General features: G+C 73.0%; 18 protein-coding genes and 1 riboswitch. Of the genes, 6 read left to right on the top strand and 12 right to left on the bottom strand.

Annotated features, from left to right (window positions below):
• Positions 1–177: 177 nt before the first annotated feature.
• The 4 genes from ACFQ87_RS27510 to ACFQ87_RS27495 form a co-directional block, all read right to left on the bottom strand.
• Positions 178–1230, bottom strand: a complete 1053-nt coding sequence (locus ACFQ87_RS27510; protein ID WP_380613508.1) for a hypothetical protein — start codon at positions 1228–1230, stop codon at positions 178–180.
• Positions 1231–1365: 135 nt separating this feature from the next.
• Positions 1366–2955, bottom strand: a complete 1590-nt coding sequence (locus ACFQ87_RS27505) for an alpha-amylase family glycosyl hydrolase (protein WP_380613507.1) — start codon at positions 2953–2955, stop codon at positions 1366–1368.
• A gap of 182 nt (positions 2956–3137) precedes the next feature.
• Complete coding sequence (locus ACFQ87_RS27500) at positions 3138–4382, bottom strand: amidohydrolase family protein (protein ID WP_380613506.1); 1245 nt, start codon at positions 4380–4382, stop codon at positions 3138–3140.
• Positions 4382–5686, bottom strand: coding sequence for an amino acid deaminase (locus ACFQ87_RS27495; RefSeq protein WP_380613505.1), 1305 nt, complete (start codon positions 5684–5686; stop codon positions 4382–4384). The genes ACFQ87_RS27500 and ACFQ87_RS27495 overlap by 1 nt, the downstream gene beginning before the upstream one ends.
• A gap of 215 nt (positions 5687–5901) precedes the next feature.
• Here ACFQ87_RS27495 and ACFQ87_RS27490 point away from each other — a divergent pair, with 215 nt between their 5' ends.
• From ACFQ87_RS27490 to ACFQ87_RS27475, 4 genes are read left to right on the top strand one after another with little or no spacing between them, the layout of a single operon-like run.
• Entirely contained in the window at positions 5902–6666 is a 765-nt protein-coding gene (locus ACFQ87_RS27490) for a PfkB family carbohydrate kinase (RefSeq protein ID WP_380613504.1), read from the top strand.
• A gap of 37 nt (positions 6667–6703) precedes the next feature.
• On the top strand, positions 6704–7453 hold the full coding sequence (locus ACFQ87_RS27485) for an IclR family transcriptional regulator (protein ID WP_380613503.1): 750 nt from the start codon (positions 6704–6706) through the stop codon (positions 7451–7453).
• A gap of 26 nt (positions 7454–7479) precedes the next feature.
• The gene (locus ACFQ87_RS27480) at positions 7480–8004 is read left to right on the top strand and encodes a RidA family protein (RefSeq protein WP_380613502.1); all 525 of its coding nucleotides are present in this window, start codon (positions 7480–7482) and stop codon (positions 8002–8004) included.
• A 28-nt stretch (positions 8005–8032) separates the two neighbouring features.
• A complete protein-coding gene (locus ACFQ87_RS27475; protein ID WP_380613501.1) occupies positions 8033–8752 on the top strand; it encodes a DUF2470 domain-containing protein in 720 nt (239 codons plus the stop codon).
• 13 nt (positions 8753–8765) lie between these two features.
• Here the strand turns inward: ACFQ87_RS27475 and ACFQ87_RS27470 are convergent, their stop codons facing one another.
• The 4 genes from ACFQ87_RS27470 to ACFQ87_RS27455 all read right to left on the bottom strand — a co-directional run bounded on the left by ACFQ87_RS27470 (position 8766) and on the right by ACFQ87_RS27455 (position 11422).
• Positions 8766–9512, bottom strand: a complete 747-nt coding sequence (locus tag ACFQ87_RS27470) for an APC family permease (RefSeq protein ID WP_380613500.1) — start codon at positions 9510–9512, stop codon at positions 8766–8768.
• Positions 9467–9724, bottom strand: coding sequence for a hypothetical protein (locus ACFQ87_RS27465; RefSeq protein WP_380613499.1), 258 nt, complete (start codon positions 9722–9724; stop codon positions 9467–9469). The genes ACFQ87_RS27470 and ACFQ87_RS27465 overlap by 46 nt, the downstream gene beginning before the upstream one ends.
• Positions 9709–9930, bottom strand: a complete 222-nt coding sequence (locus tag ACFQ87_RS27460) for a hypothetical protein (RefSeq protein ID WP_380613498.1) — start codon at positions 9928–9930, stop codon at positions 9709–9711. Before ACFQ87_RS27460 ends, ACFQ87_RS27465 begins: the two co-directional genes overlap by 16 nt.
• A gap of 373 nt (positions 9931–10303) precedes the next feature.
• The gene (locus ACFQ87_RS27455) at positions 10304–11422 is read right to left on the bottom strand and encodes a peptidoglycan DD-metalloendopeptidase family protein (RefSeq protein ID WP_380613497.1); all 1119 of its coding nucleotides are present in this window, start codon (positions 11420–11422) and stop codon (positions 10304–10306) included.
• Between the two features lie 2 nt (positions 11423–11424).
• Positions 11425–11599, bottom strand: a riboswitch (cyclic di-AMP (ydaO/yuaA leader).
• Between the two features lie 402 nt (positions 11600–12001).
• On the opposite strand from ACFQ87_RS27455, the gene ACFQ87_RS27450 reads away from it, so the two are divergent.
• Entirely contained in the window at positions 12002–13456 is a 1455-nt protein-coding gene (locus tag ACFQ87_RS27450; protein ID WP_380613541.1) for an MFS transporter, read from the top strand.
• A gap of 7 nt (positions 13457–13463) precedes the next feature.
• Here the strand turns inward: ACFQ87_RS27450 and purB are convergent, their stop codons facing one another.
• The 4 genes from purB to ACFQ87_RS27430 all read right to left on the bottom strand — a co-directional run bounded on the left by purB (position 13464) and on the right by ACFQ87_RS27430 (position 16857).
• Complete coding sequence (gene purB, locus ACFQ87_RS27445; protein WP_380613496.1) at positions 13464–14894, bottom strand: adenylosuccinate lyase; 1431 nt, start codon at positions 14892–14894, stop codon at positions 13464–13466.
• A gap of 177 nt (positions 14895–15071) precedes the next feature.
• Positions 15072–15530, bottom strand: coding sequence for a MarR family winged helix-turn-helix transcriptional regulator (locus ACFQ87_RS27440; protein ID WP_380613495.1), 459 nt, complete (start codon positions 15528–15530; stop codon positions 15072–15074).
• Between the two features lie 158 nt (positions 15531–15688).
• Positions 15689–16105, bottom strand: a complete 417-nt coding sequence (locus tag ACFQ87_RS27435; RefSeq protein ID WP_380613494.1) for a DUF3037 domain-containing protein — start codon at positions 16103–16105, stop codon at positions 15689–15691.
• The gene (locus tag ACFQ87_RS27430; protein ID WP_380613540.1) at positions 16102–16857 is read right to left on the bottom strand and encodes a HipA family kinase; all 756 of its coding nucleotides are present in this window, start codon (positions 16855–16857) and stop codon (positions 16102–16104) included. The genes ACFQ87_RS27435 and ACFQ87_RS27430 overlap by 4 nt, the downstream gene beginning before the upstream one ends.
• 231 nt (positions 16858–17088) lie before the next feature.
• On the opposite strand from ACFQ87_RS27430, the gene ACFQ87_RS27425 reads away from it, so the two are divergent.
• Positions 17089–18447: an NAD(P)/FAD-dependent oxidoreductase gene (locus ACFQ87_RS27425; protein ID WP_380613493.1), complete on the top strand. Its 1359-nt coding sequence runs from the start codon at positions 17089–17091 to the stop codon at positions 18445–18447.
• Positions 18448–18579 lie beyond the last annotated feature (132 nt).

The raw sequence follows: 18579 nt of genomic DNA, 5'->3' as shown, positions 1-18579 counted from the left end.
CGTCAAGGAGTTAGAGCGAGGGGATGTCGTGGAGGCGGATGGGCGAAGAGGCCTTGGGGTGAGACCCGCCCCCTCTCTCTTCCTCCCCGCCCCCCCCCCCGGGCCGCCGATCCCCACCCGGTGCCGATGCCCCTGGCACCGGGTGAAGTCCTCTGAGGTCGTTCGGTCGTGCGGCTCTCAGACCGCGACCGCCTCCTCCATCTCCTCCTCGGCCTCCGCCGCCGTCCCCACCGGGCGCCGCCCGCGGCCCTCGTACATCGCCGCGGCGACCAGGGCCGCCCCGCCCAGCAGCAACCAGACCAGCAGGGTCACCACGTGCCCGCCGAGGCCGGCGCCGCCGTCGAAGTACATGATGCTGCGCGCGCCCTCCAGGAAGCCGGCGCCGGTCCAGAAGCCGTGCAGGGCGCCGAAGAAGCCGTTCTGCAGCTCGGGCCGGTAGATGCCGCCGGAGGAGGTGAAGTTCAGCATCACGAACAGCACCATCAGGGCCAGCGTGGTCCACTTCTTCAGGAAGCTGTGCAGGCCGATGCCGATCAGCACGATGCCCGCCGAGTAGAGCCAGCCGAGCGCCCAGATCGCGGCGTAGTCGTGGTCGACCACGTGGAAGACCGGCCCGGCGGTGACGATCCCGATCACGCTGACGACCAGCGAGACCGCCACGCCCACCAGCGCCCGGATCCGCAGGCTCAGCCCGGCGCCGGCGGCGCCGATCGCCGCGACGCTGGCGTAGGAGCCGATGCTCAGCGCGACCAGGAGGAAGAACAGGCCCTGCCCGGTCGGGTCGCCCTTGGCGGGGGTGGTGAGGTCGGTGACGTGCAGCGGGACGCCCTGCTTGTCGGTGACGTTGGTGAACACCGCCGTGGCGGCCACCACCGAGGTGTCCGAGTTGCCCTTGGCCACGATCAGTTCGGGGCTCTTGGCGTCCGGGACGAAGGCGCCGACCAGGTCTCGGTCGCGCAGCAGCTGTTCGGCGGCGGCGCGGTCGCCGACCGTGCGGACGTCGAGCGCGTCACCGGCCTTGGTCTGGATCGCCTGCGCCAGCCCCCGCGCCTGCGGGCTGGTCCCGACCACGGCGACCTTGAGGTGGTTCGGCTCCGGCTGGTGGAAGGCGCCCTGGTAGGCGAGGGCCATGCCGAGGCACATCAGCAGCGGGGTGAGCAGGTGGACGGCGAGGTGCTTGAGCGAGTGCCCCAGGGTGGGCGCTGCGGCGGGTGTCTGGGGTGTGCTCATGGCGTTCGTACGTCCTCCGGCGAGCTCTCGATCAAGGTGGCAAATACAACTAATGCAGGTGGCAAATACAACCATCTATGGATGTAGCTTACAACTACTAGACGCCGGCCGGAAGCCGGGCCGCCCCCGAGCCGCTCAGTCCGACAGCTCGAACACCCCGTACGAGAACCCGTCCGCCCGCAGCTCGCCGTCCGCCACCCGCACGCCCTGCGCCTCCAGCGGCCGCACCCCGCCCCAGCCGTCCGCCAGCCGCACCGTCGCCGGCTCCCGGCGCGGGTTGACCGCCACCAGGTACCGCCCGGCCCGGGTGTACACCAGCGGGTACCCGGCGTTCCGCACCTCCACCCCGCCGGAGGCGCCCAGCCCCGGATGCGCCCGGCGCAGCGCGATCAGCCGCCGGACGGTGTGCAGCAATGAGGTCGGGTCGGCCCGCTGGGAGAGCACGTCCGGGCGCCGCGGGTCCGGGTCCAGCGGCAGGTAGAACCGCTCGGGCGGCGCGCCGGAGAACCCGGCGGCGGGGCCGGGCGCCCACTGCATCGGGGTCCGCGAACCCGCCCGGTTGAAGCGCGGCCCGAGCACGCTGCCCTCGACGTCCGGCAGCCCGGGCACGTACCGCATGCCGATCTCGTCGCCGTAGTAGACGGCGGGCAGGGTCGGCCAGGTGAGCAGGAAGGCGAAGGCGGGGGCGAGTTGCTCGCCCCCGCGCGGGCCGGTGGCGAGCCGGGAGAAGTCGTGGTTGGCGGTGGGCAGCACGATGTGCCCGCTGCCCTCGGTCAGCTCGGCGGCGGAACGCCAGGCGTCCAGGAACGGCTGCGGGGTGCCGCGCCCCTCGGCCTCGAAGTAGCACGGGCCCTGCTGCCAGAACTCCTCCACCGTCCCGGCGTTGTTGTTCCAGAGCGAGCGCAGCGGAAGGCCGTGGTCATCGCCGCCGAAGTGCAGGAAGAAGTCCGCGTGGAATCCGGCCGCGACGGCGGCGGCGGGCTCGCCCCACTCGGCGAACAGCGCGGCCCCGGGGTGGGTGCGGTCCAGCCAGTCGCGCAGCTCGGCCCAGAGCTTGGCGGTCTCGGCCTTGCCCGGGTCGTCCTTGACCAGCGAGTACGCCATGTCCACCCGGAACCCGGCCACGCCGAGGCCGAGCCAGTGGGCCATGATCCCGCGCAGCGCCGCCCGGTTGGCGCGCGGACCGTCGGCGTCCACCGGCTGCCGCCACGGTTCCTCGGAACTTCCGCGCGCGTAGCCGAAGTTGAGCGCGGGCTGACAGTCGAAGAAGTTCGGCCGGTACCAGCCGGGGCGGCTGCCCGGTGAGGCGACGAAGCCGTCCACCTGCCGGTCGGACCAGATGTAGCGGTGGTCGGACGGGTCCTCGGCCGCGGCCAGGAACCAGGGGTGGCGGTCGGAGGTATGCCCGGCGACCAGGTCCAGCAGGATCCGGATGCCCCGGCCGCGCGCCGCCTCGACCAGCGCGACCAGGTCCTCGGTGCGGCCGTAGCGCGGTGCCGGGGTGAGGTAGTCGGTGACGTCGTAGCCGGCGTCGCGGAACGGCGAGGCGAAGCAGGGGTTGAGCCAGACCGTGTCCACGCCGAGCCAGGCGAGGTGGTCGAGGTGCTCGGTGATGCCGGCGAAGTCGCCGATGCCGTCCCCGTCGGAGTCGGCGAAGGTCTGGGGGTAGATCTGGTAGAGGACGGCGTCGTCCAGCCAGTCGGGCCCGGGGCGGGTCGAGGTCATGGGGTGGGTCCTCCTACCGGTTCCGGGGGCGTACGGGCCGGGGCCGAGGGGCCGGGCTTGCCCGGGCTCAGCCGGGTGCCAACGATTCTCGTCCAATCCCGGCCGTCCCGACAGCCCGCCTCGGCACGATCCCGGCGCGGGTCGGCGCGGCTCGGTGCCGCGATCCCGGCCCGACCGCCCCGCTACCGTTCGAAAGTCGCCCCACAGGCCTCCGTGAACACCCGGGCCCGCCGGGTGATCTCCGCCCAGTCCCCCGCCGCGACCGCTTCCGGCGGCACCACGTCCGTCCCCGCGCACACCGCGAGTGCGCCCTGTGTCAGGAACTCGGCCGCGTTGCCCGCGTTCACGCCGCCGGAGGCCACCAGCGGCACGTCCGGGTACGGCCCGCGATGGATCGTCGCCCAGTCGGCGACCACGCCGTGGCAGCCGTCGCTGCCCTCCTCCTCCACCTCGTACCGGATCCGCTCGCACTGCGCCGGATCGGCCAGCCGCGCCAGCGTCGCGTCCGGTCCGCCCTCGCCGGCCCAACTCGGCAGCAGGGCGGCCAGGGTGGTGGAGCCGGGCAGGTAGGGGTAGCTGTCCAGCGTGAGGTCGACACCGTCGGCGAGCGCCCGGTCGACCAGCTCCAGCAGTTCGCCCGCCCGGCCCCGGTTGACGCCGAAGTTCATCGTGGCGTGGGTCAGGTGCAGTGCGCAGCCGGACCGTCGGGAGATCTCCACCATCTCCGCGTAGCCCGCCAACGCCCCGGCACCGTAAGAGCGTTGGTGTGGGGCGTGGAAGCCGCCGTAGGCCGCCACCACGGTGCACAGCTCGACCAGCTCGGCGGTGTCGGCGTACATCCCGGGGGTGTAGCTGAGGCCGCTGGACATGCCCACCGCGCCGTCCAGCAGGCTCTTCGCCAACACCTGCCGCATCCGGTCGAGCTCGGCCGGGGTGGGCGGGCGGTCGAGCCAGCCCATGGCGAGCATCCGCAGTGTGCCGTGCGGCACGAGGTAGCAGGCGTTCACGGCGACGCCGGTGCGGTCGATCCGGTTCAGGTAGCCGGCGACGTCACGCCAGTCCCAGTCGAGGCCCTCCGGATCGCCGTTCCAGCCCGCCAGTTGGCGGCGCAGCGCGGGCAGCGTGGTGTCGTCCACCGGGGCGTAGGAGAGGCCGTCCTGGCCGAGGACCTCGCAGGTGACGCCCTGGGTGACCTTGGCCGGGTGCTCGGGTTCGAGCAACAGGGCCAGGTCGGAGTGGGCGTGCATGTCGATGAACCCGGGGGCGAGCACCAGCCCGTCGGCGTCCACCACCGACGGCGCGTCCAGGCCCTGGCCGATCTCGGCGATCAGACCGTCGGCGATCCGGACGTCGGCCCGGTAGCGCTCGGCGCCGGTACCGTCGACGACCGTCGCGCCCTTGAAGACCGTTCTCGCCGCCTCCGTCATCAGAAGAACGTCCTGATCAGCCCGGCGACCTTCGGCTCGGCCGCGTCGGCGGAGTCCAGCACCGGGATCGCCGTCCACTTGTCGAAGGCCGTGCACGGGTGCGAGACGCCGAGCCGCAGCACCGCGCCGATCGGCGCGAGGTCGCCGGCGTCGCGCAGGAAGGCGTGCTGGTCGTTGAGCGCGGTGATCCGGGCCGTCGTGCCGGTCAATTCCGCTCCCCCACGGACGATTTGCGGCTCCGGAAGGCCCTCGTCGAAGGGCAGGTCGCGCTTGCCCGCGTCCAGCAGCGCCAGTTGCGGCTCAGGACGGGAGGCCACCCGGGCCCAGCCGTGCAGCGCGCCGCGGAACGCGGCCTGGCCGCCGTGCCGGGCGAGCGGCGAGATGCCCCGGTAGAAGCCGTCGTCGTGAGCGATGTACGCGCCCGAGCGCAGCACCTCCAGGGCCTCCGGCAGCGCGGCCAACTCCTCGACCACCATGTCGAAGTAGGCGCTGCCGCCGGCCGAGACCACCGGCGGCGCACCGTCCGGGTAGGCGCCGGCGAGCCGGCCGTGCAACTCGCCGAGGGCCTTCAGGTAGCCGCGGACGGTGGCGTTCCCCTCGGCGGTGGCGTCGTGGGCGAGCGCGCCCTCGTACCCGCCGACGCCCGCGAGCCGCAGGGTGGGGGCACGCAGGACGGCGGCGGCGATCTCGACGGCCGCGTCCACCCCGCGCGCGCCGGTCCGCCCGCCCGGGCCGCCGAGTTCGACCAGCACCTCGACCGGCCGCTCGGCCCCGGCGGCGCGCAGCCCCTCGTCCATCAGCCGGACGCCCTCGGTGGAGTCGGTCCAGCAGAGGAAGGCGAAGCCCGGGTCGACGCGCAGTTCGGCGGCGAGCCAGGCCAGCCCGGCCGGGTCGAGCAGGGTGTTGGCGAGCAGGATCCGCTGCACGCCGAAGGCGCGGGCGACCCGGACCTGCGGCAGGTTGGCGAGGGTGATGCCGTGGCTGCCGGCGGCGAGCTGGGCCTGCCACAGGGCGGGCGCCATGGTGGTCTTGCCGTGCGGGGCGAGCGCGACGCCCGCCTTGGCGCACCAGTCGGCCATGGTACGGACGTTGTGGTCGAGCGCGGCGCCGTCGAGGGTGAGCAGCGGAGTGCCGAGCGAGGAGAGGGTGGGGCCGGTGGCGAGCCAGTCCCGGGCGGTGTGTCCCCAGCTCTCCGGCGGGGCGGCCTTGAACCGCCAGTCGAGCGTCTCATCGGCGAGCGCCGCCACCGCGCCTTCGGCGATGCCCGGCCCGTTGGTGTCGCTTGCGAACGTCTGCTCCACCATTTCCCCCATCCGCCTTGTTGCAACATGCGCAACGAGGGTTGCACATGCTGGCAGCACGGTTCTAGCATCGGCGCCGGATCACGGTCAACGGACCCGACTGACGGCCGAACACCGACGGTCCAACACCGCCGGTCTGACACCGACGCTCAAGCATCGACGGTCGGCCCAGGTCGACCCGCGCACGACGGAACGGCCGCGGACGAGGAGCCCAGGAGATGCCGCGACAGGACCCCCCGGGGCCGCCCCGCCCCGGCCCTCCCCCGAGGGCCGTCTGCGTGGGCGAGTCGATGGCCGCCCTGCTCCCGGACCGCCCGGGCCCGCTGGAGGCGGTGGAGAACTTCCGGCTGTCCGTCGGCGGCGCGGAGTCCAACGTGGCCGGGGCGCTGGCCGCACTCGGCGTGCCGACCGCCTGGATCAGCCGGGTCGACGACGACGGCTTCGGCCGCCGCCTGCTCGCCGAGCTCACCGCGCGCGGGGTGGATGTCTCCGCCGTCACGGTCGACCCGCACCGCCCGACCGGCCTCTACCTCAAGGAGGTCGGCGGTGACACCGGCCACCGGCACGACCTCGGTCCCGGCCGCAGCCGCCTGCACTACCACCGGCGCGGCTCCGCGGCCGCCGCGCTCTCCCCCGCACTGCTCACCGACCCAGCCGCCGCCACGTTGCTGGCCGGCGCCCGGCTGCTGCACCTGTCCGGCATCACCGCCGCACTCTCCGACGACTGCCTGGCCTTGCTGCGCACCCTGCTCGCCGACCGCCGCCCGGGCCGACTGGTCAGCTTCGACCTCAACTGGCGCCCCGCGCTCTGGCGCGACCGCGACCAGGCCGAGCTGCCGCCCGAGCCCGTGGTGGCTGCGCTGCTCGACGCCTCGCCCGCCGACTGGGCCGCCACCCGGGTCAGCGCCGAGGGCATCACCTCCCCGGCGCTGCCCGCCGAAGACGGGTCCGGGGCCCGGGCCGATCGGGCCCGGGCACGATGAGCACGACCCCCAGCCCACTGACCGGAGCCCCAACCCGATGAGCCAGACCGTCACCCGTGCCCTGCGCATCCTCGCCCAGCTCGGCGAGGGCGAGCGCTCCCTCGACCAGTTGGCCGAGGTGCTCGGCGTCCACAAGACCACCGTGCTCCGACTCCTCCAGAGCCTGGAGGAGGAACGGTTCGTCTACCGCGACTGCGCCTACCGCTACCACCTCGGCGCGGGCCTCTTCGCGCTCTCCGGCCTCGCCCTGGAACAGCGAGGCATCCGCCGGACCGCCGCCCCGCACCTCGCGGAGCTGAACGCCGCCACCGGCCAGACCGTGCACCTGGCCGCGTACGAGGGCGGCGAGGTGGTCTACATCGACAAGTTCGACTCCCGCCACCCGATCCGCATGTACTCCCGGATCGGCCTGCGCGCCGCGCTGCACTGCGCCGCCGTGTCCAAGGTGCTGCTGGCCGACCTGCCGGTGCCCGAGCGCCGCCGGGTGGTGGCCGGGATCGACTTCGCCCCGCACACCGAGCGCACCCTCGCGACGCCCGAGGCGCTGCTCGCCGAGCTGGAGAAGGTCGCCGCCCAGGGCTGGGCCGAGGACCACGCCGAGCACGAGTCCTTCATCAACTGCGTGGCCGCCCCGATCAAGGACGCCAGCGGCCGGGTGGTCGCCGCCGCCTCCATCTCCGTCCCCGACGTCGTCCTCCCGTACGAGCAGGTGCTGGACCTCCTCCCGCGACTGCTCGCCACCGCCCGCGCCGTATCGGCCGACTGCGGCCGCACCGAGAGCAATTGACGAATCGTCACACTCGAAGGAACCCCATGTCCGAGCACCCCCGGATCGACGACAAGACCGAGATCCGCACCGACGACGCCCCCGCCCCCGCGTGGATGTTCTCCCAGGGCGTCCGCAAGGGCCCGATCCTGCAGGTCTCCGGCCAGGGCCCGCAGGACCCGACCACCGGCGAGTACCTCCACCACGGCGACGTGAGGGCCCAGACCCGCCGCACGCTGGAGAACGTCAAGGCCATCGTCGAGGCGGGCGGCGCCACCATCGAGGACGTGGTGATGTTCCGCGTCCACCTCGCCGAGCGCGCCGACTTCCCGCTGATGAACGAGGTCTACGCCGAGTTCATCGAGGAGAACATCAAGCCCGGCGGCGTGAAGCCCTGCCACCACCGTCTTCGTAGAACTGCCCCAGGAGCCCGTGCTGGTGGAGATCGACGGCCAGGCCGTCGTCGCCTGACACCCTGCGAGACTCCCTACGGCCCGGACGCCGCCGAGCGTCCGGGCCCTCGCCGCACCCCGCCGTCCACTTGCCACACCTCCATACGAACATTAGGTTAGGCTCACCTAACTAATGGGAGGTTTGTCCATGAGTCTGCCCACCGGCGACGCCGAGGTGCCCGAGCCCACCACCGCCGAACGGGTCCACAGCCTGCTCAGCGCGACCTCCTCACTCACCGTCCGCGCCCTCGGCGAACACCACGACCTGGACACCCCGGTCTCCGTCCACGGTTCCCGGCTGCGCCTGCGCGCCCCGCTGGACGCCCCGCTCACCGCGGCCGCCGCCGGAGCCACCGAGGGCCTGGCCGTCGTCCTCGACGTCACCGACGTGTCCCCGGTCGCCGTCCGCGACCGGATCCGCGGCCGCCTCACCCTGGCCGGCCGGCTGCACCTGGCCCACCTCGCCGACGACGGCCTCAGCGTCCACCTGCGCGTGGACGTCGCCCACGCCGTCCTCGCCACCCCGTACGGCACCGGCGCGCTCACCGCCGCCGACCTCGCCCTCGCCGCCCCCGACCCGCTGGCCCGGCACGAGGCCGCGCTGCTCACCCACCTGGCCGACGAGCACGCCGACGCCATCGACCTGCTCACCGGCCTGCTCGACCCGGCACTGCTCGCCGGGCACCCGGACATCCGCCCGCTCGCCCTCGACCGCTACGGCCTGGTACTGCGCCTGGACCACCCGCACGGCCACCGCGACGTCCGCCTGGTCTTCCCCGAACCCGCCGGCGACACCGAGGACTTCGGCCACCGGATGCACGAGCTGCTGGCCGCCGCCGAGCACGGCCTGCCCGTCCGCCGGAACTGACCGCGCCCGGGCGTCACCGCTCGACGGCGTCCTCCAGCACGATCCGCCCCATCCGCGCGTACCGCTCCGGCCGCCAGCGCCGCATCGCCAGCGCCAACGCCAGCGCCAACGCGATCCCGCCGACGAGCGCCGGGTGCAGGAAGCCCTCCCGCCCTCTCGCGTACAAGTACCGTGCCGCGCACTGGTGGAAGGACATCGCGCAGGCGAACGAGCCGGTGACGACGAGCCATTGGAACACCGTCACCGCCCAGGCCCCCAGGTGCGCGCCCAAGAGGTCGAAGAACAGGCTGTTCCCGTCCTTGCCCGGCACCGCCCCGCCCGCCACCGCGATCGCGTGCCCGACTCCGTTGCCGGACACGATCATCCAGGACACGAAGACGTGGAACAGCCCGATCCCGACCACCGACACCAGGGTGGCCCGCGGCACCACCCGCTTCGGGTCGCGCGACTCCTCCCCGTACATCGCGGTCGACTCGAAGCCCGCCCAGGACCAGAACGCGAAGAACAGCCCCAACCCGGCTCCCGCCGCGCCCGAACTCCCCACCCCCTTCAGCGCGTTCAGTGGGTGCACCGCCTCACCCACGATCCCGTCCGGCCCGCCGCCGGAGGCCAGTACGGCCAGCGAGACCGCGCCTGGCACCCCGATCTCCAGCACCAGCGCCACCCCGAGAACCTTCGCCGTCAGGTGCAGGTCGAACCAGGCCATCACCCCGATCACGGCCACCCCGAACAGCGCGTACCAACCCCAGCCGAGGTCCACCCCAGCTGCGAACGGACCAGCCCGCGCAGCGAGTACGCGAAGAAGCCGATGATCGAGGCCTCGAGGACGATGTACGCCATGACCGCGAACAGCCCCGAGGCCATCCCGGCGACCCGGCCCAGCCCGTGCGAGATGTACCCGTAGAACGCCCCGGCGGCCGTGATGTGGCGGGCCATCGCCACGTACCCGACCGAGATCACCGTGAGCGCCACGGTCGCCACGATGTACGCGGCGGGCGACCGGCCCCGTTGCCCTGCCCGACGACGATCGGCAGGTTCCCGGTCATCGCGGTGATCGGGGCCTCCGTGGCGACCGCCATGAACACCACGCCCACCAGGCCGACCGAGCCCGCCTTCAACCGGTCGACCCCGCCCGCGTCGGCCCGTTCCCCGACCGCGTCCCCGCTCCCGACCGCCATACGGCCTCCTCGCCCGTCCAGACCCTCACGCAAGCGGAGCAAGGCCGGGCGCCGACTGCCCGACAGCATCGCGCGACCGGGGCCGCGCCCAAAAGACGACGAATCTCGCCAAAGCCAGCAGGAGTTGACGCCCAGTTCGACCACTCGAACTCATCCGGAGCCGCGAACGGCAACGGCCGGCCCGGCTCCACGAGGGGTCCTCGCGAAGCCGGGCCGGCCTTGGGCGTGTCCCGCGCCCATGTCCACCAGTGCGGCGATCACCCGGTCGAGCGGTCACCCGACATGACCATCCCGGGCGGTCGATTCGCCCCGCACCAGCGGTGGTTCCTGAAACCCGCGGTCAGCGCGGGGTCCGAACAGGGTCTGCGCAGCGTCAGAGCGCGACGCCGTGCGCCCGCAGGTAGGTGACCGGGTTGATGTCCGAGCCGTACTCCGACCCGGTGCGGATCTCGAAGTGCAGGTGCGGGCCGGTCACGTTGCCGGTGGCGCCGGAGAGGCCGAGCCGCTGGCCGACGGTGACGGTCTGACCGATCTTCACACCGATCACGGAGAGGTGCGCGTACTGGGCGTACTTGCCGTCGGCGAGCTTGATCTCGACCTCGTTGCCGTAGGCACCGCCGTTGCCGGCCTTCACCACGACACCGTTGGCGACCGCGCGCACCGGGGTGCCGGTGGAGGCGACGAAGTCCTGGCCGGTGTGGTGGCCGGAGGCCCACATCGAGCCGGCCACGCCGTAGGCCTCGCCCAGCACCGGGTTGGCCAGCGGGGCGACGTAGCCGAAGGTGGCGGCGACCGGGGCGGCAGCGACGGCCTTAGCCGGAGCGGCGGTGACGGCCTTAGCCGGGGCGGCAGCGACGGCCTTAGCCGGAGCGGCGGTGACGGCCTTAGCCGGGGCGGCAGCGACGGCCTTAGCCGGAGCGGCGTTCTGAATCCGGGTCTGGACCTGGGCGCCCGGCTTGGCGGCCTCGGTCTGAACCTGCACCTGAGCGCCTGCGGCAGCTGCGGCGCTCTGGGTGACCGGAGCGGCCGGCTCGGCCGGGGCCGCGGGCTCGGCCGGGGCCGCGGGCTCGGCCGGGGCCGCGGGCTCGGCCGGAGCGGCCAGCTGGGCCGGAGCAGCCGACTGGGCGGCGGCATCGGCGTGGGCCGCGAGCGACAGCCACTGACCCGGGAAGATCAGGTTCGGGTCGGCACCGACCACCGAGCGGTTCTGCTCGTACAACGCGGGCCAGCCGCCCTCGACGTTCCTGGCGTCAGCGATCTTGGACAGGCTGTCGCCGCCGACGACGCGGTAGCCCTCGTGGGCGGCGGCCGGGGCCGCCGACTCGGCGTCGACGGCGGCGGCGTGCTGCACGACCGAGGCGGCCGGGGCGTTGTGGGCCTGGGCGCTCATCGTGGTCACGAGCGGCAGGGCGAAGGAGACACCGGTGACGGCGGTGGCGATGCCGATGCGGGCGGCGCGGGGCAGGGCGATACGACGAGCCTGAGCAGGCATGGGATTCCTCTCCGACGCCTGCGAGGTGAGCTGTCGGGTTCGGGCTGGAGCTGCCCGGCCGCATGCGCGGCTTCACCCCAAGCCGGTCCTGGACGTTCGCGCTGAACAGCGCGGACCTCCGGTCCGGCGACTTACCTGTGGGTCCCCCGCTCCTGCCGTGCAGAGCTCAGTTCGAACCACCGGACAGCGGCAGGACTCGGCGTTCCACCCGGTGGGTCCACCCGGGCTGGCCAGGTAGTCGCTGAACTAAAACCCATCCGTTCGGGTGAAGCAATGTCGATCTCTTGAACCGGCGACAACCCTCCGGGGCGCGGTGACCCTCCGCATGACCCGCAGCACAGTGCGTACACAATCCATTCACTCGGCGCCACTGATCCACGACCCTTCGCCGACCTCGGCGGCCCAGAGTGACCGTCCGCTCACGCACCGACCACCCCGGACACACCGTCCCGGTGACCCTTGTCACGTGCACCCCGCCGGGCGCAGGATCAGGCCGTGGCCACCTCAACGGCCGGCACCCTGCGCCTGAGCACCGCGCAGGGCCGCTGGGTTCTCCTGGCAACGGTGCTCGGTTCCAGCATGGCGCTGCTCGACGGCACCGTGGTGAACGTCGCCCTGCCCCGGATCGGCGCCGACCTCGGTGCCTCCCTGGCGTCCCTGCAATGGACGCTGAACGCCTATCTGCTCACCCTGGCGGGCCTGATCCTGCTCGGCGGCGCGCTCGGCGACCGGTACGGAAGGCGCAAGGTCTTCCTGATCGGCGTGGTCTGGTTCGCCGCCGCCTCCGCGGCCTGCGCCCTCGCCCCGAACATCAACGTGCTGATCGCCGCCCGCGCCGTCCAGGGCATCGGCGGGGCGCTGCTCACCCCTGGCTCGCTCGCCATGCTCCAGGCCGTCTTCCATCCTGACGACCGCTCGGCGGCGGTGGGCCTGTGGTCCGGCCTCGGCGGGGTGTCCGCGGCCATCGGCCCCTTCCTCGGCGGCTGGCTGGTGGACGGCCCCGGCTGGCGCTGGATCTTCCTGCTGAACCTGCCGCTGGCCGCCGCCGTGATCGCGGTCACCTCCCGCTACGTCCCGGAGAGCCGCGACGAGTCCGCCTCCGGCCGCTTCGACGTGCCCGGCGCACTGCTCGCCGCACTCGCCCTCGGCGCGATCACCTACGCGCTCACCGCCGCAGGGGAGGGCCTGTCCCCCGCCGTCTGGCTCACCGGCGCGATCGGCCTGCTGCTCGGCGCCGCCTTCGTCGCCGTCGAGCGCCGCGTGCCCGATCCGATGCTGCCGCTCGGGCTGTTCTCGTCCCGGCTGTTCACCGCCGTGAACCTGGTCACCCTCTGCGTCTACGCGGCCTTCAGCGGGGTGTTCTTCCTGCTCGTGGTCCAACTGCAGATCGTGTCCGGCTTCTCGCCCCTGGTCTCGGGCTTCGCCCTGGTGCCGATCACGGTGCTGATGCTGACCCTGTCGGCGCGCGCCGGCCGCCTCGGCAAGCGGATCGGCCCGCGCATCCCGCTCACCGTCGGCCCGCTGCTCTGCGCCGCCGGGGTGCTGCTGATGCTGCGCACCGGCCCCGGCTCCTCCTACTGGGCGGACGTGCTGCCCGCCGTCGCGGTGATGGGCAGCGGGATGACCCTGCTGGTCGCACCGCTGACCGCGACGGTGCTGGCCGCCGTCGACGTACGGCACGCGGGCATCGCCAGCGGCGTCAACAACGCCGCCGCCCGCGCGGCCGGCCTGCTCGCGGTGGCCGCCCTCCCCGCGCTGGCCGGCCTGAGCGGCGATGCCTACCGGGTGCCGTCCTCGGTGGACTCCGCCTTCCACACCGCGATGCTGATCTGCGCGGGCCTGCTGGCCTGCGGCGGGCTGATCGCCTTCGTCACCGTCCGGGGCAACGTGCTCACCCCGGACGAGCACCCGGTGGCCGAGCCGAACTGCGACTGGCCCTGCGCCACCACCACCCCGCCGCTCGACCCCGGACACACCAAGACGCCCGAGGGCCCCGCCACCGGAACGGTGGCAGGGCCCTCGCCAGACAACTGACGCCGCGTCAGAGGATGTCGGCGGGCGCGTACTTGGCCGCCTCCGGGTAGGCCGCCGCGACGGCCTCCACCTGGCGGACCACCTCGGCGACCTGCGCCCCGGCCGCACCGGTGAACGACAGCTTGTCGGCCAGCAGCGCGTCCAGCGCCGCCCGGTCCAGCGGGATCCGCTCGTCGGCGGCCAGTCGGTCCAGCAGCTCGTTCTCCCGGGCGCCCGCGCGCATGGCCAGCGCGGAGGCGACGGCGTGCTCCTTGATGACCTCGTGCCCGGTCTCCCGGCCGACGCCCGCGCGCACCGCGCCCATCAGCACCTTGGTGGTGGCCAGGAACGGCAGGTAGCGGTCCAGCTCGGCCTCGACCACGGCCGGGAAGGCGCCGAACTCGTCGAGGACGGTCAGGAAGGTTTCCAGCAGGCCGTCGAAGGCGAAGAAGGCGTCCGGCAGCGCGACCCGGCGCACCACCGAGCAGGAGACGTCGCCCTCGTTCCACTGGTCACCGGCCAGCTCGCCGGTCATCGAGGCGTAGCCGCGCAGGATCACGGCCAGGCCGTTGACACGCTCACAGGAGCGGGTGTTCATCTTGTGCGGCATCGCAGAGGAGCCGACCTGGCCCTCCTTGAAGCCCTCCGTCACCAGCTCGTGGCCGGCCATCAAACGGATGGTCTTGGCCAGGCTGGACGGCGCGGCGGCCAGCTGGACGAGGGCGGTGAGCACCTCGAAGTCCAGCGAGCGCGGGTAGACCTGGCCCACGCTGGTCAGCACGTTCTCGAAGCCGAGGTGCCCGGCGACCCGGCGCTCCAGCTCGGCCAGCTTCTCGGTGTCGCCGCCGAGCAGGTCCAGCATGTCCTGGGCGGTGCCGACCGGGCCCTTGATCCCGCGCAGCGGGTAGCGGGCAATCAGCTCCTCCAGGCGACGGAAGGCGACCAGCAGCTCGTCGGCGATCGACGCGAAGCGCTTGCCCAGGGTGGTGGCCTGCGCGGCCACGTTGTGCGAGCGGCCGGCCATGACCAGCTCGGAGTGCTGGGCGGCGAGGCTGGCCAGGCGCACCAGCACGGCCACCGTACGGTCCCGCACGTGCTCCAGGGACTGGCGGATCTGCAGCTGCTCGACGTTCTCGGTCAGATCCCGGGAGGTCATGCCCTTGTGGATCTGCTCGTGGCCGGCGAGCTCGCTGAACTCCTCGATGCGGGCCTTCACGTCGTGGCGGGTGATCCGCTCACGGGCGGCGATCGAGCCGAGGTCGACCTGGTCGATCACCCGCTCGTAGTCGGCGACGGCGTTCGCCGGCACCTCGACACCGAGGTCCTGCTGGGCCTTCAGGACGGCGAGCCACAGGTGGCGCTCAAGGACCACCTTGTGCTCGGGGGACCACAGCTGGGCCAGGGTCGCCGAGGCGTACCGGGAGGCCAGGACATTGGGGATCTGGGGCTTCGCGCTCACGCTTCGCAAGCCTAACAGCCGAGGTCACGCCGAACGTCGGCGGCTGGGGCGGCCGGGCCGGATTCCGAACGCGGCCCGGACGGACTCGCCGTTCCGCTCGCCGAACCGCCCGCCCAATCGCCCGCCGAACCGCCCGCGCCCGTCGGCACCTTGGCCACCATCGCGCCGGGCGGACCGCTACTGCTGCGCGCCGCCCGTCCGACCGGCCAGCACCGGCAGGACCTGCGCGCAGATCGAGTGCAGGGCGACCCGCTGCTCGTCGGTCATCGCCTCGAAGGCCCGATGGGTACGGGCCATCTCACCGCGGATGCGGTTCAGGATCTCCCGGCCCTCCTCCGTGATCACCACGATCTTCACCCGGCGGTCACCGGCCGCCGCCGCGCGGTTGGCCAGGCCCAGCGACTCCAGCCGGTCGACGATCCCGGTCACGTTCGACGCGTCGCAGCCCAGCCGCCCGGCCAGCGCCCGCATCGGCACCGGCTCCTGCACTGAGCCCAGCGCCTTGGCCTGCGAGGAGGAGAGCCCGTGCCGGGCCGCGGCCGCCGCGAAGTCCTGGAAGTACGCGGCGCCGACGGCGGCCAACGCCTCCATCAGCTCGGCGTTGGTCGGTACGGTCGTCGTCGAGGTCGAACCCATGGGGCCCAGCGTACGACCCACTGCTTCAGTAACTCAAGCTTTGACCACGGCAACCGTCGGCGAGTCGCCTCACAGTCCCGCCATTCGGAGCAGAACCGGAGCGGATCAGCACCGCATCCCGGCGGATCAGGGCCGCATCACAACGGGTCAGGGCCGGATCAGAGCACCAGCTGGTCGAACAGCCGCCGTAGTTCCGCGTCCGCGTCCGCAGTCAGCCCGGTGTGCACCGGCCCCGGCTGGACGATCGCGCTGCGCGGCGCGGTCAGCCAGCGGAACCGCTGCCCGGGGCTGTCCGAGGCCGCCGGACCAGCCGACGGCCCACCCAGGCAGACCGCCTCGATCCCCTGCAGCGCCCGCCGCACCCCCTGCACGTCCGCCACCGGGTCCAGCGCCAGCAGCCGGGCCTGGTCCAGGTGCGTCCGCGCGGCCAGGTGCGCGCTCTGCCGGCAGTACAGCAGCACCCCGACGTTGACGCACTCGCCCCGCTCGACCCTCGGCACCGCGCGGATCACGGCGTACTCGTAGTCGTACAGCTCCACGACGGCCGGCAGCCCGGCCGGCAGCGGCTCGGTCATGCGGGCACCTCCGGCAGCCAGTCACGCGGACCGGCCAGTCGCTCGGTCAGCTGGGAACGGTACGCGGCGCGTACCTCCTCGGGGGAGTCGAAGCCGAACTCGTCCAGCAGCCAGACCTCGGGAATCTGCGCCACCGCGGCCTCGATCGCCGCCTCCGCGAGCGGCGCCAGCGCCTTGTCCGCCGCCGCCAGGTCCGGCCGGGCGCGCAGCAGCGCGTGGTCGGAGGCGTCGTACGGACGGCGCACCCAGGCGGCGGCGCCCGCCCAGTTGTGGTGGAAGATCAGGCTCGCGCCGTGGTCGATCAGCCGCAGCCCGCCGGTCGCCACCAACAGGTTGGGGTTGCGCCAGGAGCGGTCGACGTTGCCGATCAGCGCGTCGAACCAGAGCACCTGACCGGCGAGTTCGGGGTCCACGTCGAAGCACAGCGGATCGAAGTTGAGCGCGCCGCTGACGAAGGCCATCCCGAGGTTGGTGCCCCCGCTGGCCCGCATCTGATCCTGGATCTGGTGGTCCGGCTCGCTTCGCGCGAGCACCGGGTCCAGGTCGACGGTCACCAGCTCCGGCACCGGCAACCCGATCCGCCGGCCCAACTCCCCGGCCAACACCTCCGCCACCAACGCCTTGCGGCCCTGCGCCGCGCCGACCCATTTCAGCGCGTACAGCCGCCGGTCGTCGGCCTCGACCAGGCCCGGCATCGAGCCGCCTTCTCGCAGTGGCGTCACATACCGGACCGCCGTCACCTCGGGGAGCACACCCGACAGCTTATCGGTGCCCACCCCCTCCTCACGCCCGAATAACCCCCTCCCCCATCCACCCCACCGGCAGCACCCCACTCCACCCGTCCCCACCAACCCCCGCGCCCCACCTGCCCCTCCCCTCCCTCATCCGCCCGCCCCCGGTGGCAGTCCCCGCTGCTCCGTGCGAGTGTGGCGGACAGTAATGGGGACCCTCACGGTACGACCTGCACGACAAAGGGATGAGCGATGGAACGACCTCGGATCCTGATCGTGGGCGGTGGCTTCGCCGGCTTGGAGTGCGCCCGCCGCCTCGAACGCAAGCTCGCGCCGTCGGAGGCCGAGATCACGCTGGTCACGCCGTTCAGCTACCAGCTCTACCTCCCCCTCCTCCCCCACGTCGCCGCCGGCGTCCTCACCCCCCAGTCCGTGGCCGTGTCGCTGCGCCGATCCCTGCGCCGCACCCACATCCTCCCCGGCGGCGCCATCGGTGTGGACCCGGCCTCCAAGGTCTGCGTCATCCGCAAGATCACCGACGAGGTGGTCGCGAGGAAGTACGACGTCCTGGTCCTCACCCCCGGTAGCGTCACCCGCTCCTTCGACATCCCCGGGCTCACCGACTACGCCCGCGGCATGAAGACGCTCGCCGAGGCCGCTTACATCCGCGACCACGTGATCTCCCAACTCGACCTCGCCTCGGCCACCTTGGACCAGAAGGAGCGAGAGTCCCGGCTGCAGTTCGTGGTGGTCGGCGGCGGCTACGCGGGCACCGAGACCGCCGCCTGCCTGCAGCGCCTCACCACCGCCGCCGCCCGCCGCTACCCGCGGCTCGACGCCCGGCAGATCAAGTGGCACCTGATCGACATCGCCCCGAAGCTGATGCCGGAACTCGGGGACGCGCTGGGCACCGCCGCCCTGGAGATCCTGCGGGGCCGCGGCATCGAGGTGTCGCTGGGCGTCTCGGTGGCCGAAGTCAGCGCCGAGACGGTCAAGTTCACCGACGGCCGGGTGCTCCCCTGCCGCACGCTGATCTGGACCGCCGGCGTGGCCGCCAGCCCGCTGATCGGCACCCTGGACGCGGAGACGGTCCGCGGCCGACTCGCCGTGACGGCGGAGATGCGCGTGCCGCAGTTCGAGGGGGTGTTCGCGCTCGGCGACGCGGCGGCCGTCCCCGACCTCGCCAAGGGCGACGGCGCGGTCTGCCCGCCGACCGCCCAGCACTCCGCCCGGCAGGGCCGCGCGGTGGCCGACAACGTGATCGCCTCGCTCCACAACCAGCCGCTGGAGCCGTACTACCACAGGGATCTGGGCCTGGTGGTCGACCTCGGCGGCAAGGACGCGGTCTCCAAGCCGATCGGTGTCGAACTGCACGGCCTGCCCGCTCAGTTGGTGGCCCGCGGCTACCACCTGATGGCAATGCGCACCAATGCGGCCAAGTTCCGGGTGGGTGCGAACTGGCTGCTCAACGCGACCGCCGGGGACGACTTCGTCCGCACCGGCTTCCTCGCCCGCCAGCCCGCCCGTCTGCGCGACTTCGAGTACACCGACGCCTATCTGACGAAGGATCAGGTCAGGGCCCACGCCCAGTCGCTGCTCGCCAAGGGCTGAACCGGGACGTGGGTTGGGGGCCCCCCCCCGAACACCCCAGGCAGGGGGCACAAACACTGCCCCCCCCACTCTGCCACAGGCCCCCCCCCCCCCCCCCCCCCCCCCGCGTTTTGTCCAGAAGGACGCCCCCCC

The sequence above is a fragment of the Kitasatospora sp. NPDC056531 genome (assembly GCF_042794375.1).
GTDB lineage: Bacteria > Actinomycetota > Actinomycetes > Streptomycetales > Streptomycetaceae > Kitasatospora.
This window is presented reverse-complemented; position numbering and strand designations above follow the sequence as displayed.